Annotated in this window: 14 protein-coding genes; 11 read left to right on the plus strand and 3 right to left on the minus strand. The window is 72.9% G+C overall.

Annotated features, from left to right (window positions below; translation table 11 throughout):
• The first annotated feature begins 27 nt into the window (after positions 1-27).
• Entirely contained in the window at positions 28-750 is a 723-nt protein-coding gene (locus tag ACWGH0_RS01670; protein ID WP_453402099.1) for a class III extradiol dioxygenase subunit B-like domain-containing protein, read from the plus strand.
• Positions 751-907: 157 nt separating this feature from the next.
• Here the strand turns inward: ACWGH0_RS01670 and ACWGH0_RS01675 are convergent, their stop codons facing one another.
• The gene (locus ACWGH0_RS01675; RefSeq protein ID WP_453402100.1) at positions 908-1,180 is read right to left on the minus strand and encodes an antitoxin; all 273 of its coding nucleotides are present in this window, start codon (positions 1,178-1,180) and stop codon (positions 908-910) included.
• 23 nt (positions 1,181-1,203) lie between these two features.
• Positions 1,204-1,449: a hypothetical protein gene (locus ACWGH0_RS01680; RefSeq protein ID WP_453402101.1), complete on the minus strand. Its 246-nt coding sequence runs from the start codon at positions 1,447-1,449 to the stop codon at positions 1,204-1,206.
• A gap of 183 nt (positions 1,450-1,632) precedes the next feature.
• Between ACWGH0_RS01680 and miaA the strand changes: the two genes are divergently transcribed.
• The 6 genes from miaA (at position 1,633) to hflX (ending at position 9,735) form a co-directional block, all read left to right on the plus strand.
• Positions 1,633-2,571, plus strand: a complete 939-nt coding sequence (miaA, locus tag ACWGH0_RS01685; protein WP_453402102.1) for a tRNA (adenosine(37)-N6)-dimethylallyltransferase MiaA — start codon at positions 1,633-1,635, stop codon at positions 2,569-2,571.
• Between the two features lie 106 nt (positions 2,572-2,677).
• Complete coding sequence (locus tag ACWGH0_RS01690; protein WP_453402251.1) at positions 2,678-3,115, plus strand: hypothetical protein; 438 nt, start codon at positions 2,678-2,680, stop codon at positions 3,113-3,115.
• 25 nt (positions 3,116-3,140) lie between these two features.
• A complete protein-coding gene (dapF, locus tag ACWGH0_RS01695) occupies positions 3,141-4,037 on the plus strand; it encodes a diaminopimelate epimerase (RefSeq protein ID WP_453402103.1) in 897 nt (298 codons plus the stop codon).
• Between the two features lie 185 nt (positions 4,038-4,222).
• Positions 4,223-6,334: a RelA/SpoT family protein gene (locus tag ACWGH0_RS01700; protein ID WP_453402104.1), complete on the plus strand. Its 2,112-nt coding sequence runs from the start codon at positions 4,223-4,225 to the stop codon at positions 6,332-6,334.
• A 184-nt stretch (positions 6,335-6,518) separates the two neighbouring features.
• Positions 6,519-8,042 carry a M1 family metallopeptidase gene (locus ACWGH0_RS01705; protein ID WP_453402105.1) on the plus strand — a complete coding sequence of 508 codons (1,524 nt, stop codon included), beginning with the start codon at positions 6,519-6,521 and terminating at the stop codon, positions 8,040-8,042.
• A 193-nt stretch (positions 8,043-8,235) separates the two neighbouring features.
• Positions 8,236-9,735 carry a GTPase HflX gene (gene hflX, locus ACWGH0_RS01710; RefSeq protein WP_453402106.1) on the plus strand — a complete coding sequence of 500 codons (1,500 nt, stop codon included), beginning with the start codon at positions 8,236-8,238 and terminating at the stop codon, positions 9,733-9,735.
• Positions 9,736-9,900: 165 nt separating this feature from the next.
• Here hflX and ACWGH0_RS01715 read toward each other — a convergent pair whose 3' ends face one another.
• Positions 9,901-11,127, minus strand: a complete 1,227-nt coding sequence (locus tag ACWGH0_RS01715) for a trypsin-like serine peptidase (protein ID WP_453402107.1) — start codon at positions 11,125-11,127, stop codon at positions 9,901-9,903.
• 306 nt (positions 11,128-11,433) lie between these two features.
• On the opposite strand from ACWGH0_RS01715, the gene ACWGH0_RS01720 reads away from it, so the two are divergent.
• The 4 genes from ACWGH0_RS01720 to ACWGH0_RS01735 are packed head-to-tail and all read left to right on the plus strand — an operon-like array spanning position 11,434 to position 17,452.
• A complete protein-coding gene (locus ACWGH0_RS01720) occupies positions 11,434-12,822 on the plus strand; it encodes a diaminobutyrate--2-oxoglutarate transaminase (RefSeq protein ID WP_453402108.1) in 1,389 nt (462 codons plus the stop codon).
• 29 nt (positions 12,823-12,851) lie between these two features.
• On the plus strand, positions 12,852-14,771 hold the full coding sequence (locus ACWGH0_RS01725) for an IucA/IucC family protein (protein WP_453402109.1): 1,920 nt from the start codon (positions 12,852-12,854) through the stop codon (positions 14,769-14,771).
• Positions 14,772-14,810: 39 nt separating this feature from the next.
• A complete protein-coding gene (locus tag ACWGH0_RS01730; RefSeq protein ID WP_453402110.1) occupies positions 14,811-15,536 on the plus strand; it encodes a GNAT family N-acetyltransferase in 726 nt (241 codons plus the stop codon).
• A gap of 59 nt (positions 15,537-15,595) precedes the next feature.
• Positions 15,596-17,452: an IucA/IucC family protein gene (locus ACWGH0_RS01735; RefSeq protein ID WP_453402111.1), complete on the plus strand. Its 1,857-nt coding sequence runs from the start codon at positions 15,596-15,598 to the stop codon at positions 17,450-17,452.
• Positions 17,453-17,477: the final 25 nt, after the last annotated feature.

A 17,477-nucleotide genomic window follows, 5' to 3' on the forward strand; every position in this document is an offset into this window, starting at 1 on the left:
CGCGGGCGGCGTACTAGGCTTCCGCGCATGCTTGTCGCCGCCGCCGTGTGCCCCTGTCCGCCGCTCCTGGTCCCCGAGGTCGCCTCGGGGGCCGCACCGGAACTCGACGCCGCCCGGGACGCGTGCGCGGACGCCGTGGGCGTGCTCGCGGCCTCCCGGCCCGACCTGCTGGTCGTGGTCGGCGCGGCCGGGCAGGACGGCACCGGAACGCACCACCAGGGCGCCACGGGCAGCTTCCGGGGGTTCGGGGTGGACTTCGAGACGTACCTCGGAGCGGACGCCCCGCCGCGCCCGGGTGTCCCCGTGAGCGCTCTTCCCCCGTCCCTCGCGGTGGGCGCCTGGCTGCTCTCCCGTGCGCGCTGGGCGGACGCCCGCGTGGAGGGGCTGCACGTAGGCGAAGAGCTGCCCGCCGAACTGTGCGCGCAGGAGGGCCGCGGACTCGCCGCCCGGGCGGACCGTGTCGCCCTCCTCGTGCTCGGCGACGGCAGCGCCTGCCGGACGCTCAAGGCGCCCGGCTATCTGGACGAGCGGGCCGAGGGCTTCGACGCGGCGGCGGCCCGCGCGCTGGGCGCGGCCGACACGGCCGCGCTGTCGGCCCTGGACGCCCGTCTGGCGTCCGAACTCAAGGCGGCCGGGCGAGCGCCCTGGCAGGTCCTCGCGGGCGCGGCGGAAGGCGCCGGACTCGGCGGGCAGCTGCTGTACGAGGACGCGCCCTACGGCGTCGGCTACTTCGTCGCCGTCTGGTCCTGACCACGACAGCCGTCCCGGGCCCGATCAAGACGTTCGAACGGACGCGCGCCGCCTGCCTCGACACCGGGAACGGACAGCGCGGGCACGGGGACGGCCGTGGAGCGAGGAGCGCTCCACGGCCGTCCACCGTTACTGCTGCCGATCACAAGGCCGACCGTCACACCGCCGGAGGGGGAGGCGGCGGCGCAGTGCCGGTGCCTCTCGTTCCACCGGGCCCCTCGTCCTTGTGCGCGAGGCGGTCCAGGGCGTGCTTGGCCTTGCCCGTGCCCGACTCGATCCGGTTGCTGTACTTGCCCTTGGTCTTGCTGTCGACCGCCTTGGCGGCCTTGTCCAGACCGTGCTCGATCTTGCCCTCGTGCTGTTGCGCGTAGTGCGAGACGCCGTCCTTCGCATGAGCAAGCTTCGCCTTCAACGAATCCAGGAAGCCCATGGATCACCTTCGCTCGTCGGGAACTACTGGCGGGCGCTTTCTCCGGCCCCGTTGTCCGCCGCCTCGTCCGCGGACTGCTGCTTCGGGATCTCCACGTTGTCCGCCGCGGTGGTGCCGGAAGCCTCGGCGGCCTCCTCGGCCCCGCCCTCCGACTCCTCCGCCGCTGTCTCCTCCGGGGTGTCGGCCGTCGGAGTGGCGGCCTTCGCCTCCTCGGTTGACGCCTCAGCGGCCCCCTTGGACTTGCGGCTAAACCGTGCAAAAACGCCCATATCTGCTCCATACCTTACTCGTGTGGGCGAAATCCCGCGCCCGTCCGGAGCGTCTCGTCGCACCGCCCGGGGGCGCCGGTCCGTAAACCGGCGGCCGGAACCTCGCAACAGGCAACGACCCCGGACGCGTGCCGTCACGTAACTCGTTCGGGGAGGGGGTGCGGAGTTTGCGAGACTGTGCGAGTGAGAACAGCAGCCCCCGCACCGCGGGTCATCGCCGTTGTCGGCCCCACGGCAGCCGGAAAGTCCGATCTGGGCGTCGCCCTCGCCCGGCATTTCGGCGGGGAGGTCGTCAACGCCGACTCCATGCAGCTCTACCGGGGGATGGACATCGGCACCGCCAAGCTGACGCCCGAGGAGCGCGGCGGCGTCCCGCACCACCTCCTCGACATCTGGGACGTGACCGAGGCGGCGAGCGTCGCCGAGTACCAGCGGCTCGCCCGGGCCGAGATCGACCGGCTGCTCGCCGAGGGGCGTACGCCCGTCCTCGTCGGCGGCTCCGGCCTCTACGTGCGGGGCGCCGTCGACGCCCTGGAGTTCCCCGGCACCGACCCGGCCGTACGGGCCCGCCTCGAAGAGGAACTGGAGCTGCGGGGCCCCGGCGCCCTGCACGCGCGGCTCGCCGCCGCCGACCCCGACGCGGGGCGCGCGATCCTGCCCAGCAACGGCCGGCGCATCGTCCGCGCCCTCGAAGTGATCGAAATCACCGGCAAGCCGTTCACGGCCAATCTGCCGGGCCACGACTCCGTGTACGACACCGTCCAGATCGGGGTCGACGTGGCCCGTCCCGAACTCGACGAGCGCATCGCCGTACGGGTCGACCGGATGTGGGAGGCGGGACTCGTGGACGAGGTGCGGGCCCTGGAGGCGCGCGGGCTCAGGGAGGGCCGTACGGCGGCCCGCGCACTGGGGTACCAGCAGGTGCTGGCCGCGCTGGCGGGGGAGTGCACCGAGGAGGAGGCGCGCGCCGAGACCGTGCGCGCCACCAAGCGCTTCGCGCGCCGCCAGGACTCGTGGTTCCGCCGCGACCCCCGCGTGCACTGGCTGAGCGGCGCGGCCGGGGACCGGGCGGAACTCCCGCATCGGGCTCTGGCGTTGGTCGAACGAGCGGTTACAGCCTGATCACGTGATGGCATCGGGACGCTCCGCCCGTCATTCCCGTGCCCGGGCCCGTGCCATCATCAAGCTTCGATCGACCAGTGAGTCCAAGTTGGGAGGGCGCGTGGCGATGGAAGCCGGCCCTCGTGACTCGACGCAGGACGAACCGGACCGGTTGAGCCCCGACGGGCCCGACCAGCAGGACGGGACCTCCGCGGCCGCCACGGGCCCCGAGGTCGAGGTCGAGCTGCGCCCGCAGCCGCGCCTGCGGATCTGGCAGCTCGCGCCGATCGTGGGACTCGCCGCGATGGGGTCCCTGATGTTCGCCTTCCCCCTGGCCTTCGAGTTCGGCGACGGCGGTGCGGTCGTCGCCATGCTGGGACTGCTGATCAGCTGCTGCGCCGCGGGTTGGGGCATGATGGCCGCCCGCCGCGTGGGCCACACCTGGCCGGGCCTGCCGTCCAGGGAGTCCGGCAGACGCCCCGACTGGCGGATGATCGCGCTGTACGTCGTCGTGGGCGCCGGAATCGTCGCGCTGGCCGTCTGGCGCGTGGCCCGCCTCCGCTGACCCGCTGTCGTACCCGGCCCGTACGATGGACGCCGTGAGCACCTCGCAGATCGCCTTCCTCAAGGGCCACGGGACCGAGAACGACTTCGTGATCGTCCCCGACCCGGACAACGCCGTGGACCTGCCCCCCTCCCTCGTCGCGCGACTGTGCGACCGCAGGGCCGGCATCGGCGGCGACGGCGTACTGCACGTCGTACGGTCCGCCGCGCATCCCGAGGCGCGTCCGATGGCCGGCGAGGCCGAGTGGTTCATGGACTACCGCAACGGCGACGGCTCCGTCGCGGAGATGTGCGGCAACGGTGTCCGCGTCTTCGCCCGCTACCTCCAGCACGCCGGCCTCGTGGGCGAGGGCGACCTGGCCGTCGCCACCCGCGGCGGCGTCAAGCACGTGCACATCGCCAAGCCGGGGGCCGACGGCGACCTCGGCGACATCACCGTCTCCATGGGCCGGGCCGTCCTCCCCGAGGGCGACGTGACGGTCTCCGTGGGCGCCCGCGCGTGGCCCGCCCGCAACGTGAACATGGGCAACCCGCACGCCGTCGCCTTCGTCGACGACCTGGACCACGCCGGCGATCTCTACACGGCCCCGCCGTTCAGCCCCGCCGCCGCCTACCCCGAAGGCGTCAACGTCGAGTTCGTCGTCGACCGCGGTCCGCGCCACGTCGCGATGCGCGTGCACGAGCGCGGCTCGGGTGAGACCCGTTCCTGCGGCACGGGCGCGTGCGCCGTGGCCGTGGCCGCGGCCCGCAGGGACGGCGCCGACCCCGCGGTCACCGGTGAGCCCGTGTCGTACGCCGTGGACCTTCCCGGGGGGCGTCTGGTGATCACCGAGCGCCCCGACGGCGCCGTCGAGATGACCGGACCCGCCGTGATCGTCGCCGAGGGCGTCGTCGACCCGGACCGGCTCGCCGGGGCCCGTTAGCACCACGGCCGCACGGCCGTGCGGCCGGCAGGAAACGGGCATCGCGCACAGCTTCGCTCGAATGGGTGATCTGGTTCACGCTGAGCGAGAGCGGGACTGCGGGGCGTGGTGGGCTCGGTAGCATCAAGCACCGGCCCGGACGAGGGTCCACCCGTCCACCGCCGGTCGAGCTGCCGGAGGTGCCCATGAGTGCAGAGGCCGCCAACCCAGGCGCCACCAGTCGCAGGCGCGGGCGCCCCAGGCTCGATCTCCGCAGGATCGGCAGGGTCGCCGTCCTCGGTCCCACGTCGCGCGACCGGCTGCCCGACGCGATCGGCCACGTCGCGGACGCCCACCGGGCCCACCACCCCGACGCCGACCTGAGCATCCTCCACCGGGCGTACGTACTGGCCGAGTCGTCGCACCGCGGGCAGACGCGCAAGAGCGGCGAGCCGTACATCACGCACCCCCTCGCCGTGACGCTCATCCTTGCCGAACTCGGCGCCGAGACCACCACGTTGACCGCGGCGCTTCTGCACGACACCGTCGAGGACACCGACCTGACGCTCGAACAGGTGCGGACGGGGTTCGGCGAAGAGGTGTGCTTCCTCGTCGACGGCGTGACGAAACTGGAGAAGGTCGACTACGGCGCGGCCGCCGAACCCGAGACGTTCCGCAAGATGCTCGTCGCCACCGGCAACGACGTGCGGGTCATGTCGATCAAACTCGCCGACCGGCTGCACAACATGCGCACCCTCACCGTGATGCGCCCCGAGAAGCAGGCCCGCATCGCCCGCGTCACCCGTGACGTGCTGATCCCCCTCGCCGAACGGCTCGGCGTACAGGCCCTCAAGACCGAACTGGAGGACCTCGTCTTCGCCATCCTCCACCCGGAGGAGTACGAGCGCACGCGCGCCCTCATCGCGGCGGAGGCCGGTGCGGGCGATCCCCTGCGCGTCATCGCGGAGGACGTGCGGAAGGTGCTGCGGGAAGCGGGCCTGACCGCCGAAGTCCTCGTCCGGCCACGCCACTTCGTCTCCGTCCACCGGGTCAGGCTGAAACGCGGCGAGCTGCGCGGCACGGACTTCGGACGGCTCCTGGTGCTCGTCGCGGAGGACGCCGACTGCTACGGAGTACTGGGGGAGCTGCACACGTGTTTCACCCCGGTCGTCTCCGAGTTCAAGGACTTCATCGCGGCGCCCAAGTTCAACCTCTACCAGTCGCTGCACACGGCCGTCGCGGGACCGGACGGCGAAGTGGCCGAAATCCTCATCCGTACGCACCAGATGCACAAAGTGGCCGAGGCGGGGGTGGTGGCCCTGGGCAACCCGTACGCGCCGACCGACGACGCCGAGACGGCCGACGACGGTGAGCGCGCCGACCCCACCAGGCCCGGCTGGCTCTCCCGGCTGCTGGCCTGGCAGGAGTCCACACCGGACCCCGATACGTTCTGGACGTCGCTGCGGGCCGACCTCGCCGAGGACCGCGAGATCACCGTGTTCCGCTCGGACGGCGGCACGCTGGGCCTGCCTGCCGGGGCGAGCTGTGTGGACGCCGCGTACGCGCAGCACGGCGAGGCGGCGCACCGGTGCATCGGCGCACGCGTGAACGGCCGCCTGGCGACGCTCAGCACGGTGCTGAACGACGGCGACACCGTGCAGCCGCTCCTCGCCCACGACATCGGCTCGGGCCCCCTGCCCGAGTGGCTCGACCACGCCCGCACCCCCGCCGCGCGGATCGCCATCACCGGCTGGCTCTCCACCCATCCGCAGACCGAGGCGCCCACCGCGCCCGGGACCGCCGGCAGGCCGCCGGAGCCCCGGCCCGCGGGGGGCCCGGCAGACCCCGGCGCCCCGGCGGGCCGCGTCCCCGGCAACGCCGTCGTGGACCTGCCGGACGCGGTCGTGCGGCTCGCCGGCTGCTGTACGCCCGTACCGCCCGACGCCGTCACCGGCTTCGCCGTGCGCGGTGGCGTCGTCACCGTGCACCGCGAGGTGTGCCCCGCCGTGGGGCGGATGCGGGCGCGCGGCAGGGAACCGGTGGGCGTGCGCTGGCTGGCGACGGGCGGCTGCCGGGTCACCCTGGTCGCCGAGTCGTTCGGCCGCCCGCGGCTCCTGGCCGACCTCACGGAGGCCATCGCCACCGCGGGCGCGGCGGTCGTCTCGGCCACCGTCGAGCCGCCGAGCGAACAGCGCGTACGCCACACGTACACCCTGGAGCTCCCCGACGCCGCGGGCCTGCCCGCGCTGATGCGCGCCATGCGGCAGGTGCCCGGCGTGTACGACGTGAGCCGCGCCCAGCGCCCGGCCACGGCCTGAGCGGCCCGCGCAGCGGCCGGACACCGGACACGGGGCACCGGGCGCCCGGACTGCGACCGCCCGGACGCTCGCCGCGCCGACACAGGGCGCCTCGGCCCGCCGCCTGATCGAACGCGCCGCTCTTTCGAGTGGGAACGTCGCGTGCCGTCGCGGCGGCCGTGCCGGGCGCTGATAGCGGTAGGCCATGCTGATCACCTCCCGGCGCCTGCGTGCCGCCCTGCTGGCCGCCGCCTCGGCCACCCTCGTCGCCGCGACCGTGCCCGCCCCTGCACCACCGGTGGCACTCGGCATCGGCGATCCGCTCTTCCCGCACCTGGGCAACCCCGGCTACGACGTGCGCGCGTACGACATCTCCTTCACGTACGCGGGCAGCAACACCAAGCCACTGGACGCCGTCACGAAGATCGACGCGGTCGCCACGGAGCGGCTGGACCGCGTCAACCTCGACTTCTCGCGCGGCACGGTCGCCTCGGTCGAGGTGAACGGTGAGCGGGCGGCGTACGAGACGGTGGGCGAGGACCTGATCGTCACGCCGGACACCCCCGTGCACGAAGGGTGGCCGCTGCGCGTCACCGTGCGGCACACCAGCGACCCCGCCCCCGAGGAGGGCGCCGACGGCGGCTGGGTCCGCACCCGCGACGGCCTCGCCATGGCGAACCAGGCCGACGCGGCCCACCGGGTGTTCCCGTGCAACGACCACCCCGCCGACAAGGCCCTCTTCACGTTCCGCGTCACCGCGCCGGAGGGCCTGACGGCGGTCGCCAACGGACTGCCCGTCGGAGCGACCGAGAAGGCGGCGGGCGGCACCACCTGGACGTACCGGACCAGCCACCCCATGGCGACCGAACTCGCCCAGGTCTCGGTCGGCCGGTCGACCGTCGTGCGCAGGAACGGGCCGAACGGCCTTCCCGTGCGCGACGTCGTGCCCACCGCCGACCGGACGCGGCTCGAACCGTGGCTCAAGAAGACGCCCGGGCAGATCGAGTGGATGGAGCGGCAGATCGGCCGCTACCCGCTGGAGGCGTACGGGCTGCTGATCGCCGACGTGGAGACGGGCTTCGAGCTGGAGACCCAGACGCTCTCGCTGTTCGAGCGGTCGCTGTTCACCCGTACCGACCTGCCCGCCTGGTACGTCGACTCGATCATGGTCCATGAGCTGGCCCACCAGTGGTTCGGCAACAGCGTCTCGCCGCGCTCCTGGTCCGACCTGTGGCTCAACGAGGGCCACGCCACCTGGTACGAGGCTCGGTACGCGGAGGATCACGCCAAGCGTCCGCTGGAGGCGCGGATGCGGGCGGCCTACGTCCAGTCCGACGCGTGGCGCGCCCAGGGCGGCCCGCCCGCCGCGCCGCACAGCCCCGCGCCCGGGAAGAAGATCAGCCTCTTCCGGCCGGTCGTCTACGACGGCAGCGCCCTGGTCCTGTACGCGCTGCGGCAGGAGATCGGCAAGGAGGCCTTCGGGGAGCTTCAGCGCCGCTGGGTCGCCGACCACCGCGACACCAGCGCGACGACCGGCGACTTCACCCGCCTCGCGTCGGAGATCGCCGGCCGGGACCTGACCGGGTTCTTCAAGGAGTGGCTGTACGGGAAGAAGACGCCGGCGATGCCGGGGCACCCGGACTGGCGCACCGAGGCCGCGAAGGCGCCGGCCAAGGCGGCGGGCAGGGCACCGGCCAAGGAGGCGGGGGCCGGTACCGCCGGGCGCTAGCGCCCGGCGGCGCGGCGGAAGGGTACGAGGAGGCGGAAAGCGGGCACAAAACCGAGTGACGGCCCGGTGCTCGGCGTGCCACTATCAACCGGGCCGGCGGCGCGGCCGGGACCTCCGCACAGCCCGGGGAATCTTCCGGCCACGTCACGCGTTGTCACCGGCGTAACCTGATTTCTTTCGACGTAAGGATCCAATGACCTCCTCTTCTTCCGCTTCCAAGGACGCACAGAGCTTCACGGAGAACGTGACCGAGAGCCTTCGGGCCGATGCCCTGATGGAAGAGGACGTCGCCTGGAGCTACGAAGTCGACGGGGAGCGGGACGGCGACCAGTTCGAGCGCTCCGACCGTGCCGCGCTGCGACGCGTGGCCGGCCTCTCCACCGAGCTCGAAGACGTAACCGAGGTCGAGTACCGGCAGCTGCGCCTGGAGCGCGTGGTGCTGGTCGGTGTCTGGACCTCCGGCACCGTGCGCGACGCCGAGAACTCGCTGGCGGAGCTGGCTGCACTCGCGGAGACCGCGGGCGCGCTGGTGCTCGACGGCGTGGTGCAGCGCCGTGACAAGCCCGACCCGGCCACGTACATCGGCTCGGGCAAGGCGATCGAGCTGCGGGACATCGTGATCGAGACCGGGGCCGACACCGTCGTCTGCGACGGTGAGCTCAGCCCGGGCCAGCTCATCCACCTCGAGGACGTCGTCAAGGTGAAGGTGGTCGACCGGACCGCCCTGATCCTCGACATCTTCGCCCAGCACGCCAAGTCCCGCGAGGGCAAGGCGCAGGTCGCGCTCGCGCAGATGCAGTACATGCTGCCGCGGCTGCGCGGCTGGGGTCAGTCGCTGTCCCGGCAGATGGGCGGCGCCGGCGCCGGCGGTGGCGGCGGTATGGCCACCCGCGGTCCCGGTGAGACCAAGATCGAGACCGACCGGCGTCGGATCCGCGAGAAGATGGCGAAGATGCGCCGGGAGATCGCGGAGATGAAGACCGGCCGCGACATCAAGCGCCAGGAGCGCAAGCGCAACAAGGTGCCCTCGGTCGCCATCGCGGGATACACCAACGCCGGAAAGTCCTCGCTGCTCAACCGCCTCACGGGCGCGGGCGTGCTGGTGGAGAACGCGCTGTTCGCCACCCTCGACCCGACCGTGCGCCGGGCCGAGACGCCGACCGGCCGCGTCTACACGCTCGCCGACACCGTCGGGTTCGTACGGCACCTGCCGCACCACCTCGTCGAGGCGTTCCGCTCCACGATGGAGGAGGTCGGCGACTCCGACCTGATCCTGCACGTGGTGGACGGTTCGCACCCGGCGCCGGAGGAGCAGCTGGCAGCCGTACGGGAAGTCATCCGCGACGTCGGCGCGGTGGACGTGCCCGAGATCGTAGTGATCAACAAGGCGGACGCCGCGGACCCGGTCGTGCTCCAGCGGCTCCTGCGCATCGAGCGTCACGCGATCGCGGTGTCGGCCCGTACGGGCGCGGGCATGGCGGAGCTGCTGGCGCTGATCGACTCCGAGCTGCCCAGGCCCGAGGTCGAGATCGAGGCCCTCGTGCCGTACACGCACGGCGGTCTGATCTCGCGGGCGCACGCCGAGGGCGAGGTCATCTCCGAAGAGCACACCGGGGACGGCACGCTGATCAAGGTGCGGGTGCACGAGGAGCTGGCGTCCGACCTGGCGCCGTACGTGCCGGTCGCGCGCTGACGCGCCACTGCCGAGCCGCACCACGAACACAGCAGGACCGAAGGCCGTCCCCCGTACAGCGGGGGGCGGCCTTCGGGCTTCCGGAGGCCGGGCGGCGGAACGGCGAAGGGCCCCCGGCGCGTACGCCGGGGGCCCCGAGCGGCAGTCGCCTGCCGGACGGCTTCGTTACTTGTCGGCGAACTTCCCGCTGACCGCGTCGAAGATGTCCTTGGCCTCCTCGCCCAGGCGCGGACCGGCCAGCCACCCGGCCGTCACCGGACCGATCGAGGTGTTGGAGACCAGCGCGGGCTTGCCGTCGCGGCCGGTGGCCGCCCAGCCGCCGCCGGACGAACCGCCGGTCATGGTGCAGCCGATGCGGTACATCGTCGGGTCACCGACCTTGATGGACAGGCGCCCCGGCTTGTCCGCGCACTGGAACTGCTTCTGGCCGTCGAACGGCGGAGCGGCCGGGTAGCCGGTCGCCGTCATGCTCGCGATGTCCGGCGTGGCAGGCGCGTCGAACTCCACCGGGAGCGCCGAACCGACCGTCTCCTCCAGCGACTTGCCGCTGCCCTTCTCCGGAGTGACGTGCAGGACCGCGAAGTCGTACGGAGCGCCCTCGCCACCGGTCGGGCCGCCCTCGGCGATCCACTGCGAGGACGTCTGCGCCCAGTCGCCCCACCACACGCCGTGCGGGGTGACCTCGTTCTTCGGAGCGCTGCCCAGTTCCGCGGTCGACCTGCCGGTGTCGTTGTACGACGGGACGAAGGCGATGTTGCGGTACCAGCCGCCCTTCTTGCCGGCGTGCACGCAGTGGCCGGCCGTCCACACCATGTTCGACTTGCCGGGGTGCGCCGGGTCCTTGACGACGGTCGCGGAGCAGACCATCGAACCCTCGGGCCCGTCGAAGAAGAGCTTCCCGGACGCGGGCGTGCTCGCGGAGTACGGCGTCTTCACCGGCTGGGCCTGGACGGGCGCGGGCGTCGGGTCCGTGACGCCCTCGTCGCCGGAGATGTCGTTGTCCACCGGCCGGTCGGGCTCCTCGGCGTCCCGCATGCGGTCCGCGTCCCAGAGGTCCTCGATGATCGGGTTGATGTAGTCCTCGGCCTCGCGGAGCCAGTCGTCCCTGCTCCAGTCCTTCCAGGCGCCGCCCTTCCACTTGTCCAGGTCGACGCCGTGCTCCTTGAGACGGTCCTTCAGGTCCTCCGGAATGACGATCTTGCCGTCCCCGCCGCCGGTGACCTGGCCGGCGGGGGCGCTCGGCTCACCGCCCGCGTTGTCCTCGGTCGGCCCGCAGGCCGTGGCGGTCAGGGCGAGGGCGGCGGCGAGGCCGACAGCCGCGAGCACGGGGGAGGTTCGGCGACGCGCGCTCCTCCCGCCACGTGCTGCGCTGGTCGGGCGAATGGGTCGCATGTATGGATCCCCCTGGGACTTCGACATCTTCTTCAACGAACTCTGTGAACTCTGCGCGCATCGCGCATCCCGGCGAGCGGAGCACCGGGCCGGAGCGCGGGCACCACTATGCCGGTGCCGATGGGGACGGCACGCGGCAGGGGCACGGTTCCCCCGACGTAAGGATCTTCTTATTGCCCGTGATCCCCGGGCGCCACCGTCGTTGGTACGTACGGGGGACGCAGGGTCGGTGCCGGGTCCGGACGGGCACGGACATACAGACCAGTGCGTGCGAAGGCAGGCTTCACCGCGGGAGGACCAACAGACGTGGCCGTGACCGAACCAGCCGCTGCGGTGCTGACCGCCGCTCAGGACGGAATCCTGCGGCGCCAGTCGCTGCGTGAGTCCTCCGCCCGTACGTACGCGCGGTCGCTGCCGATCGTGCCCGTACGCGCGCGCGGACTGACGATCGAAGGGGCGGACGGGCGGCGCTATCTCGACTGCCTCTCGGGCGCCGGGACGCTGGCCCTGGGTCACAACCATCCCGTGGTCCTCGAAGCGGTCAGGAAGGTCCTCGACTCGGGTGCGCCGCTCCACGTGCTGGACCTCGCGACGCCCGTCAAGGACGCGTTCATCACGGAGCTGTTCGAGACGCTGCCGCGCGGGCTCGCCGACAACGCGCGGGTGCAGTTCTGCGGTCCGGCGGGCACGGACGCGGTCGAGGCCGCGCTCAAACTGGTGCGCACCGCCACCGGCCGCAGCGGGCTGCTGTCCTTCACCGGGGCGTACCACGGCATGACGTCGGGCGCGCTCGAAGCCTCCGGCGGCGCCCAGGACGTACGGGTGACGCGCCTGCCCTACCCGTACGACTACCGGTGCCCCTTCGGCGTGGGCGGGGAACGGGGCGCCGAACTCTCCGCCCGCTGGACCGAGAACCTCCTGGACGACCCCAAGAGCGGAGTGACCGCCCCGGCCGGGATGATCCTGGAACCCGTCCAGGGCGAGGGCGGCGTCATCCCCGCGCCGGACGAGTGGATGCGCCGGATGCGCCAGGTCACGGCCGACCGCTCCATTCCGCTGATCGCCGACGAGGTGCAGACCGGCGTCGGCAGGACCGGCGCCTTCTGGGCCGTCGAGCACAGCGGCATCGTGCCCGACGTGATGGTCATGTCCAAGGCGATCGGCGGCAGCCTCCCGCTGGCCGTGGTGGTCTACCGGGCGGACCTCGACGCCTGGGAGCCGGGCGCGCACGCCGGTACGTTCCGCGGCAACCAGCTCGCCATGGCGGCGGGCGCCGCCACCCTGGCGTACGTACGGGAGAACCGCCTCGCGGAGCGGGCCGCCGTGCTCGGCGCCCGTATGACGGGCCGGCTGCAAGGGCTGGCCGCCGACCATCCCTGCATCGGGAACGTACGGGGCCGGGGACTGATGATCGGCGTCGAACTCGTGGACCCCGAGGCCGGCCCCGACGAGGGCCCTACGTCCTCGGGCGTCCCCCCGGCGGCGCCCGCTCTGGCCGCCGCCGTCCAGCGGGAATGCCTGGAGCGCGGGCTCATCGTCGAGCTCGGCGGACGCCACTCCTCCGTCGTCCGACTGCTGCCTCCCCTCACCCTCACCGACGAACAGGCCACGGCGGTCCTCGACCGCTTGGCCGACGCCCTCTCGGCCGCCGAGCGCTCCCCGTACCACCGGCAACAGACCGGGCTTTCGAACTGACCCCGGACCTCGTCCCAAGGAAGACCCCCGTGAACCCCACCCCCGCACCCGATGCGTCCGAGGCCGACGACCGTCCCACCCCGCACGACCGGACACAGGGCTCCGCGCACGGCCGCCTCGTGATCGACGAGGCGAAGGTGCCCCGGCAGAAGGGCAGCCCCCACGGGGAGCAGCTCGGGCCCGTCCCGGGCGGACGCCCGCAGACGGCGGGCACGGCCCCGGCCGCCGCCGAGGACCTGCTCGACCACCCCGACCCGCACACGGCCGCGGAGGCGGCGGCCGTGGAGAACCTGCTGCGGTGCTGGATCAGGGAGAACGACCTCGTCCGGCCCCACGGCCCGACCCTCCGCATCCCGCTCGACGCCAGCGGGACCGCGCTGCTCGTCCCCGTCCGCTACTGGTCGGCCACCGGCTGGCACCGCTTCGGCATGCCGGCCCTGGAAGGCGGCCCGCAGGGAGCGCCGCCCGCCGACGCCGTCACGGTCGCGGCACTCCTCGGCCGCGAGGCGGGGCAGCGCGAAGGAGCGGACCTGGTGGGCAGGGTGGCCGACTCCGTGCGGCGCACCGCCCGCTTCATCGCCGAGCGGCGCGCGCACCCCGGTCCGGCCCCGGCCGCGGACCTGTTCCTCAGCGCGGAACAGTCGCTCCTCCTCGGGCACCCCCTGCACCCCACGCCCAAGAGCCGCGAGGGGCTCTCCGAGGCGGAAGCGCTGCGGTACTCGCCGGAGCTGCACGGCTCCTTCCCGCTCCACTGGATGGCGGTCGACCGGTCCGTACTGGCCGGGGACTCCGCGTGGACCGAACGCGGCCGCGCCGTGCCCGTCGAACAGCTCGTCGCCCGCCTCGCCGGGACGCTCCGACTCCCGGACCGTACGGTCCCGCTGCCGCTGCACCCGTGGCAGGCCCGTGAGCTCACGCACCGGCCCGCCGTCGCGGCGCTCCTGGAGCGGGGACTGCTCCACGACCTCGGCCCGCACGGCGAGCCGTGGCACCCCACCTCCTCCGTCCGTACGGTGCACCGCCCCGGTGCGCCCGTCATGCTCAAGCTCTCGCTCGGCGTACGCATCACCAACTCCCGCCGGGAGAACCTCCGCAAGGAACTCCACCGCGGTGTCGAGGTCCACCGGCTGCTGCGCGCCGGGCTCGCCGAGGAATGGCAGGCCGCCCACCCCGGCTTCGACATCGTGCGCGACCCGGCCTGGCTCGCCGTGGACACGCTGGACGGCGAACCGGTGCCCGGCCTCGACGCCCTCCTGCGGCACAACCCGTTCGGCCCCGGCGACGACGCCGTCTGCCTGGCCGGCCTCACCGCCCCGCGCCCCTTGCCGGGCCGTAGCGGCATGCACTCCCGCCTGGCGGACGTCGTCGCCCGCCTCGCCGCCCGGACCGGCCGCCCCACCGGAGCCGTCGCCGCCGAGTGGTTCCTGCGCTACCTCGACCACGTCGTACGCCCGGTGCTCTGGCTCGACGGCACGGCCGGGGTCGCGCTCGAAGCCCACCAGCAGAACACCCTGGTACTCCTCGACCCCGACGGCTGGCCCGTCGGCGGCCGGTACCGCGACAACCAGGGCTACTACTTCCGTGCGTCCCACCGCGCCGCACTCGAACGCCGCCTCCCCGGCATCGGCGCCACCAGCGACACCTTCGTCCCCGACGCCGTCACGGACGAACGCTTCGCGTACTACCTCGGCATCAACAACGTCTTCGGCCTCATCGGCGCGTTCGGCGCCCAGCGCCTCGCCGACGAGCGCGTCCTGATCGCCGCGTTCCGCCAGTTCCTGGGCAAGAGCGCCGCGCTCGGCTCCCCTCTGCCCGCACAGCTCCTGGAGAATCCCAGCCTCCGCTGCAAGGCCAATCTGCTCACCCGGCTGCACGGCCTCGACGAGCTCGAAGGACCCGTCGACACGCAGTCCGTCTACGTCACCATCGCCAACCCCCTTCGCACCTGAAGGAACACGCCCACCCGAACTGCTGAGAGGAGCGTCGCCGTGCCTCCCACCGATGCGAGCACCGATGCAGGAACCCACTCCGGTCCCCGCGCCGGATCGAGCACCGAGGACACCCTCGACCTGCGTCTGACCGACGAGCTGGTCGCGCTGTTCGGTGACGACGTGCCGGCGGCCGCACCCGGGCCCGCCGCCGGCGGCCTCCTCGACGCCCCCGCCGAATGGGGACCCGTCACCACCGGCGCCGGTCCGTTCCAGCTCGTTCCCGTACGCCTGGAACGGGACCTGGCGCTCATCAGCCGGTGGATGAACGATCCGGCCGTCGCCGCCTTCTGGGAGCTGGCGGGGCCCGAAGAGGTCACCGCGGCCCACCTGCGCCCCCAGCTCGAAGGCGACGGCCGCAGCGCACCCTGCCTCGGCGTCCTGGCCGGCGTCCCCATGAGCTACTGGGAGATCTACCGCGCCGACCTCGACCCGCTGGCCCGCCACTATCCGGCCCGCCCGCACGACACCGGTGTCCACCTCCTCGTCGGCGGCGTGGCCGACCGCGGCCGCGGCCTCGGCACTACGCTCCTGAGGGCCGTCGCCGACCTCGTGTTCGACCACCGCCCCTCCTGCGCCCGGGTCGTCGCCGAACCCGACCTGCGCAACACCCCTTCCGTCTCCGCCTTCCTCGCGGCCGGGTTCCGCTTCTCCGCCGAACTCGACCTCCCCGACAAGCGAGCCGCGCTCATGGTCCGCGACCGCGCCCTGCGCAACCAGCTGTGAACCACCCGCTCCTTCTCATACACCGCTCGCCCGAATGGGTTCCACCCCGAGGAGTCCCCGTGCCGAAGCCCGCCGTCGCCCATGACTTCGAGGGCTCGCGCCCGCTGCTCGCCCCGCCCGAACTGAGGCCGGGCGCCTGGGAGCCGGCAGCCCGCCGCCTCCTCGCCAAGATGCTCGGCGAGTTCGCGTACGAGGAGATCGTCGCGCCGGTCCGGCAGCCCGGGAGCGACCGTCACACCCTCCTTCTCGACGACGGCGCGGTACTCACCTTCCGGGCGGCACGCGGCGCCTACGACAGCTGGCGGGTGGACCCGGACTCCATTGAGATCCGCGAGTCCGACGCCGACACCCCGGCCGGGACGGGCGGCGCGGACACCGGAGGCCGCACCTTCGGCGACCCCCTGGCCTTCCTGCTCCGCGCCCGCTGGCTCCTCGCGCTCGACGGCGCCACCCTCGGCCACCTCATCCGCGAGCTGACCGCCACCCTGGCCGCCGACGCGCGCCTCGACCACACCGCCGTGCCCGCCGCGCGCCTCGCCGACCTCGGGTACGCGGAGCTCGAAGGCCACCAGACCGGCCACCCCTGGCTCGTGCTCAACAAGGGCCGCCTCGGCTTCTCCGCCACGGACACCGCCCGCTGGGCGCCCGAAGCCCGTACGCCCGCCACGCTGCCCTGGATCGCCGTCAGCACGGAGCTGGCCGGCTACCGCGGAGTGCCGTTACTCGCCACCCCCGAGCGCCTCTACGCACGCGAACTCGACGCCGCGACGCGTGAGGCGTTCGCCACCGCCCTCCGTGCCCGTGGACTCGACCCCGACCGGTACCTCTACCTGCCCGTCCACCCGTGGCAGTGGGACGAAGTGGTCCTGCCGCTCTTCGCGCCCGCCGTCGCCCAGGGCGCCATCGTGCCGCTGCCGACCGACGGCGACGTACGGCTGCCCCAGCAGTCCATCCGCACGTTCCTGAATCTGAGCCGCCCCGACCGGCACACGGTCAAGCTGCCGCTCGCCGTCCTGAACACGCTCGTCTGGCGCGGCCTGCCCACCGAGCGCACGCTGGCGGCGCCGGCCGTCACCGCCTGGGTGCAAGGACTCCAGGCCGCCGACCCCTTCCTGCGGGACGACTGCGGAGTGATCCTCCTCGGGGAGGTCGCCTCCGTCACCGTCGAACACCCCCTGTACGACGGCCTTCCCGAAGTCCCGTACCAGTACAAGGAGCTGCTCGGCGCGATCTGGCGCGAGCCGCTCACCGGCCGGCTGGCCCCGGGCGAGCGCGCCCGTACGCTCGCGTCCCTGCTCCACACGGACCCTGCGGGACGCGCCTTCACCGCGGAGCTCGTCGCCCGCTCGGGCCTCCCGCCCACCGTCTGGCTCACGCGTCTGTTCAGCGCGATGCTGCCCCCGCTGCTGCACTTCCTGTACCGCTACGGCACGGTCTTCTCCCCGCACGGCGAGAACGCCATCGTCGTCTTCGACGAGCACGATGTGCCGGTGCGCCTGGCGATCAAGGACTTCGTCGACGACGTGAACGTCAGCGCGCAGCCGCTGCCCGAGCACGACTCCATGCCCGACGACGTGCGCGAGGTGCTGCTGACCGAGCCACCCGCGTTCCTCACGCAATTCATCCACTCCGGTCTGTTCATCGGCGTATTCCGCTATCTGGCGCCCCTGTGCGAAGAACAACTGGGCGTTCCCGAGAACGACTTCTGGTCACTCGTACGAGCAGAAATCCTGCGGCACCAGGCCCGCTTTCCCGAGCTCAAGGAGCGCTTCGAAATCTTCGACCTGCTCACTCCGCGGATCGAGCGGCTGTGTCTCAACCGCAATCGGCTGCACCTCGACGGCTACCGCGACCGGCCCGACCGCCCGCACGCCGCCGTGCACGGGACGGTGCCGAACCCGCTGCACCCGGCCTGACGCGGTGGCCGGTGCGACCCGGGTT

The organism is Streptomyces sp. NPDC054887 (assembly GCF_053610585.1).

Bases quoted from the DNA above. Each gene is read 5' to 3' on its own strand.
- ACWGH0_RS01670 (WP_453402099.1), top strand. From the start codon at position 28: ATGCTTGTCGCCGCCGCCGTGTGCCCCTGTCCGCCGCTCCTGGTCCCC.
- ACWGH0_RS01675 (WP_453402100.1), bottom strand. From the start codon at position 1,180: ATGGGCTTCCTGGATTCGTTGAAGGCGAAGCTTGCTCATGCGAAGGAC.
- ACWGH0_RS01680 (WP_453402101.1), bottom strand. From the start codon at position 1,449: ATGGGCGTTTTTGCACGGTTTAGCCGCAAGTCCAAGGGGGCCGCTGAG.
- ACWGH0_RS01690 (WP_453402251.1), top strand. From the start codon at position 2,678: ATGGAAGCCGGCCCTCGTGACTCGACGCAGGACGAACCGGACCGGTTG.
- dapF (WP_453402103.1), top strand. From the start codon at position 3,141: ATGGACGCCGTGAGCACCTCGCAGATCGCCTTCCTCAAGGGCCACGGG.
- ACWGH0_RS01700 (WP_453402104.1), top strand. From the start codon at position 4,223: ATGAGTGCAGAGGCCGCCAACCCAGGCGCCACCAGTCGCAGGCGCGGG.
- ACWGH0_RS01705 (WP_453402105.1), top strand. From the start codon at position 6,519: ATGCTGATCACCTCCCGGCGCCTGCGTGCCGCCCTGCTGGCCGCCGCC.
- hflX (WP_453402106.1), top strand. From the start codon at position 8,236: ATGACCTCCTCTTCTTCCGCTTCCAAGGACGCACAGAGCTTCACGGAG.
- ACWGH0_RS01715 (WP_453402107.1), bottom strand. From the start codon at position 11,127: ATGCGACCCATTCGCCCGACCAGCGCAGCACGTGGCGGGAGGAGCGCG.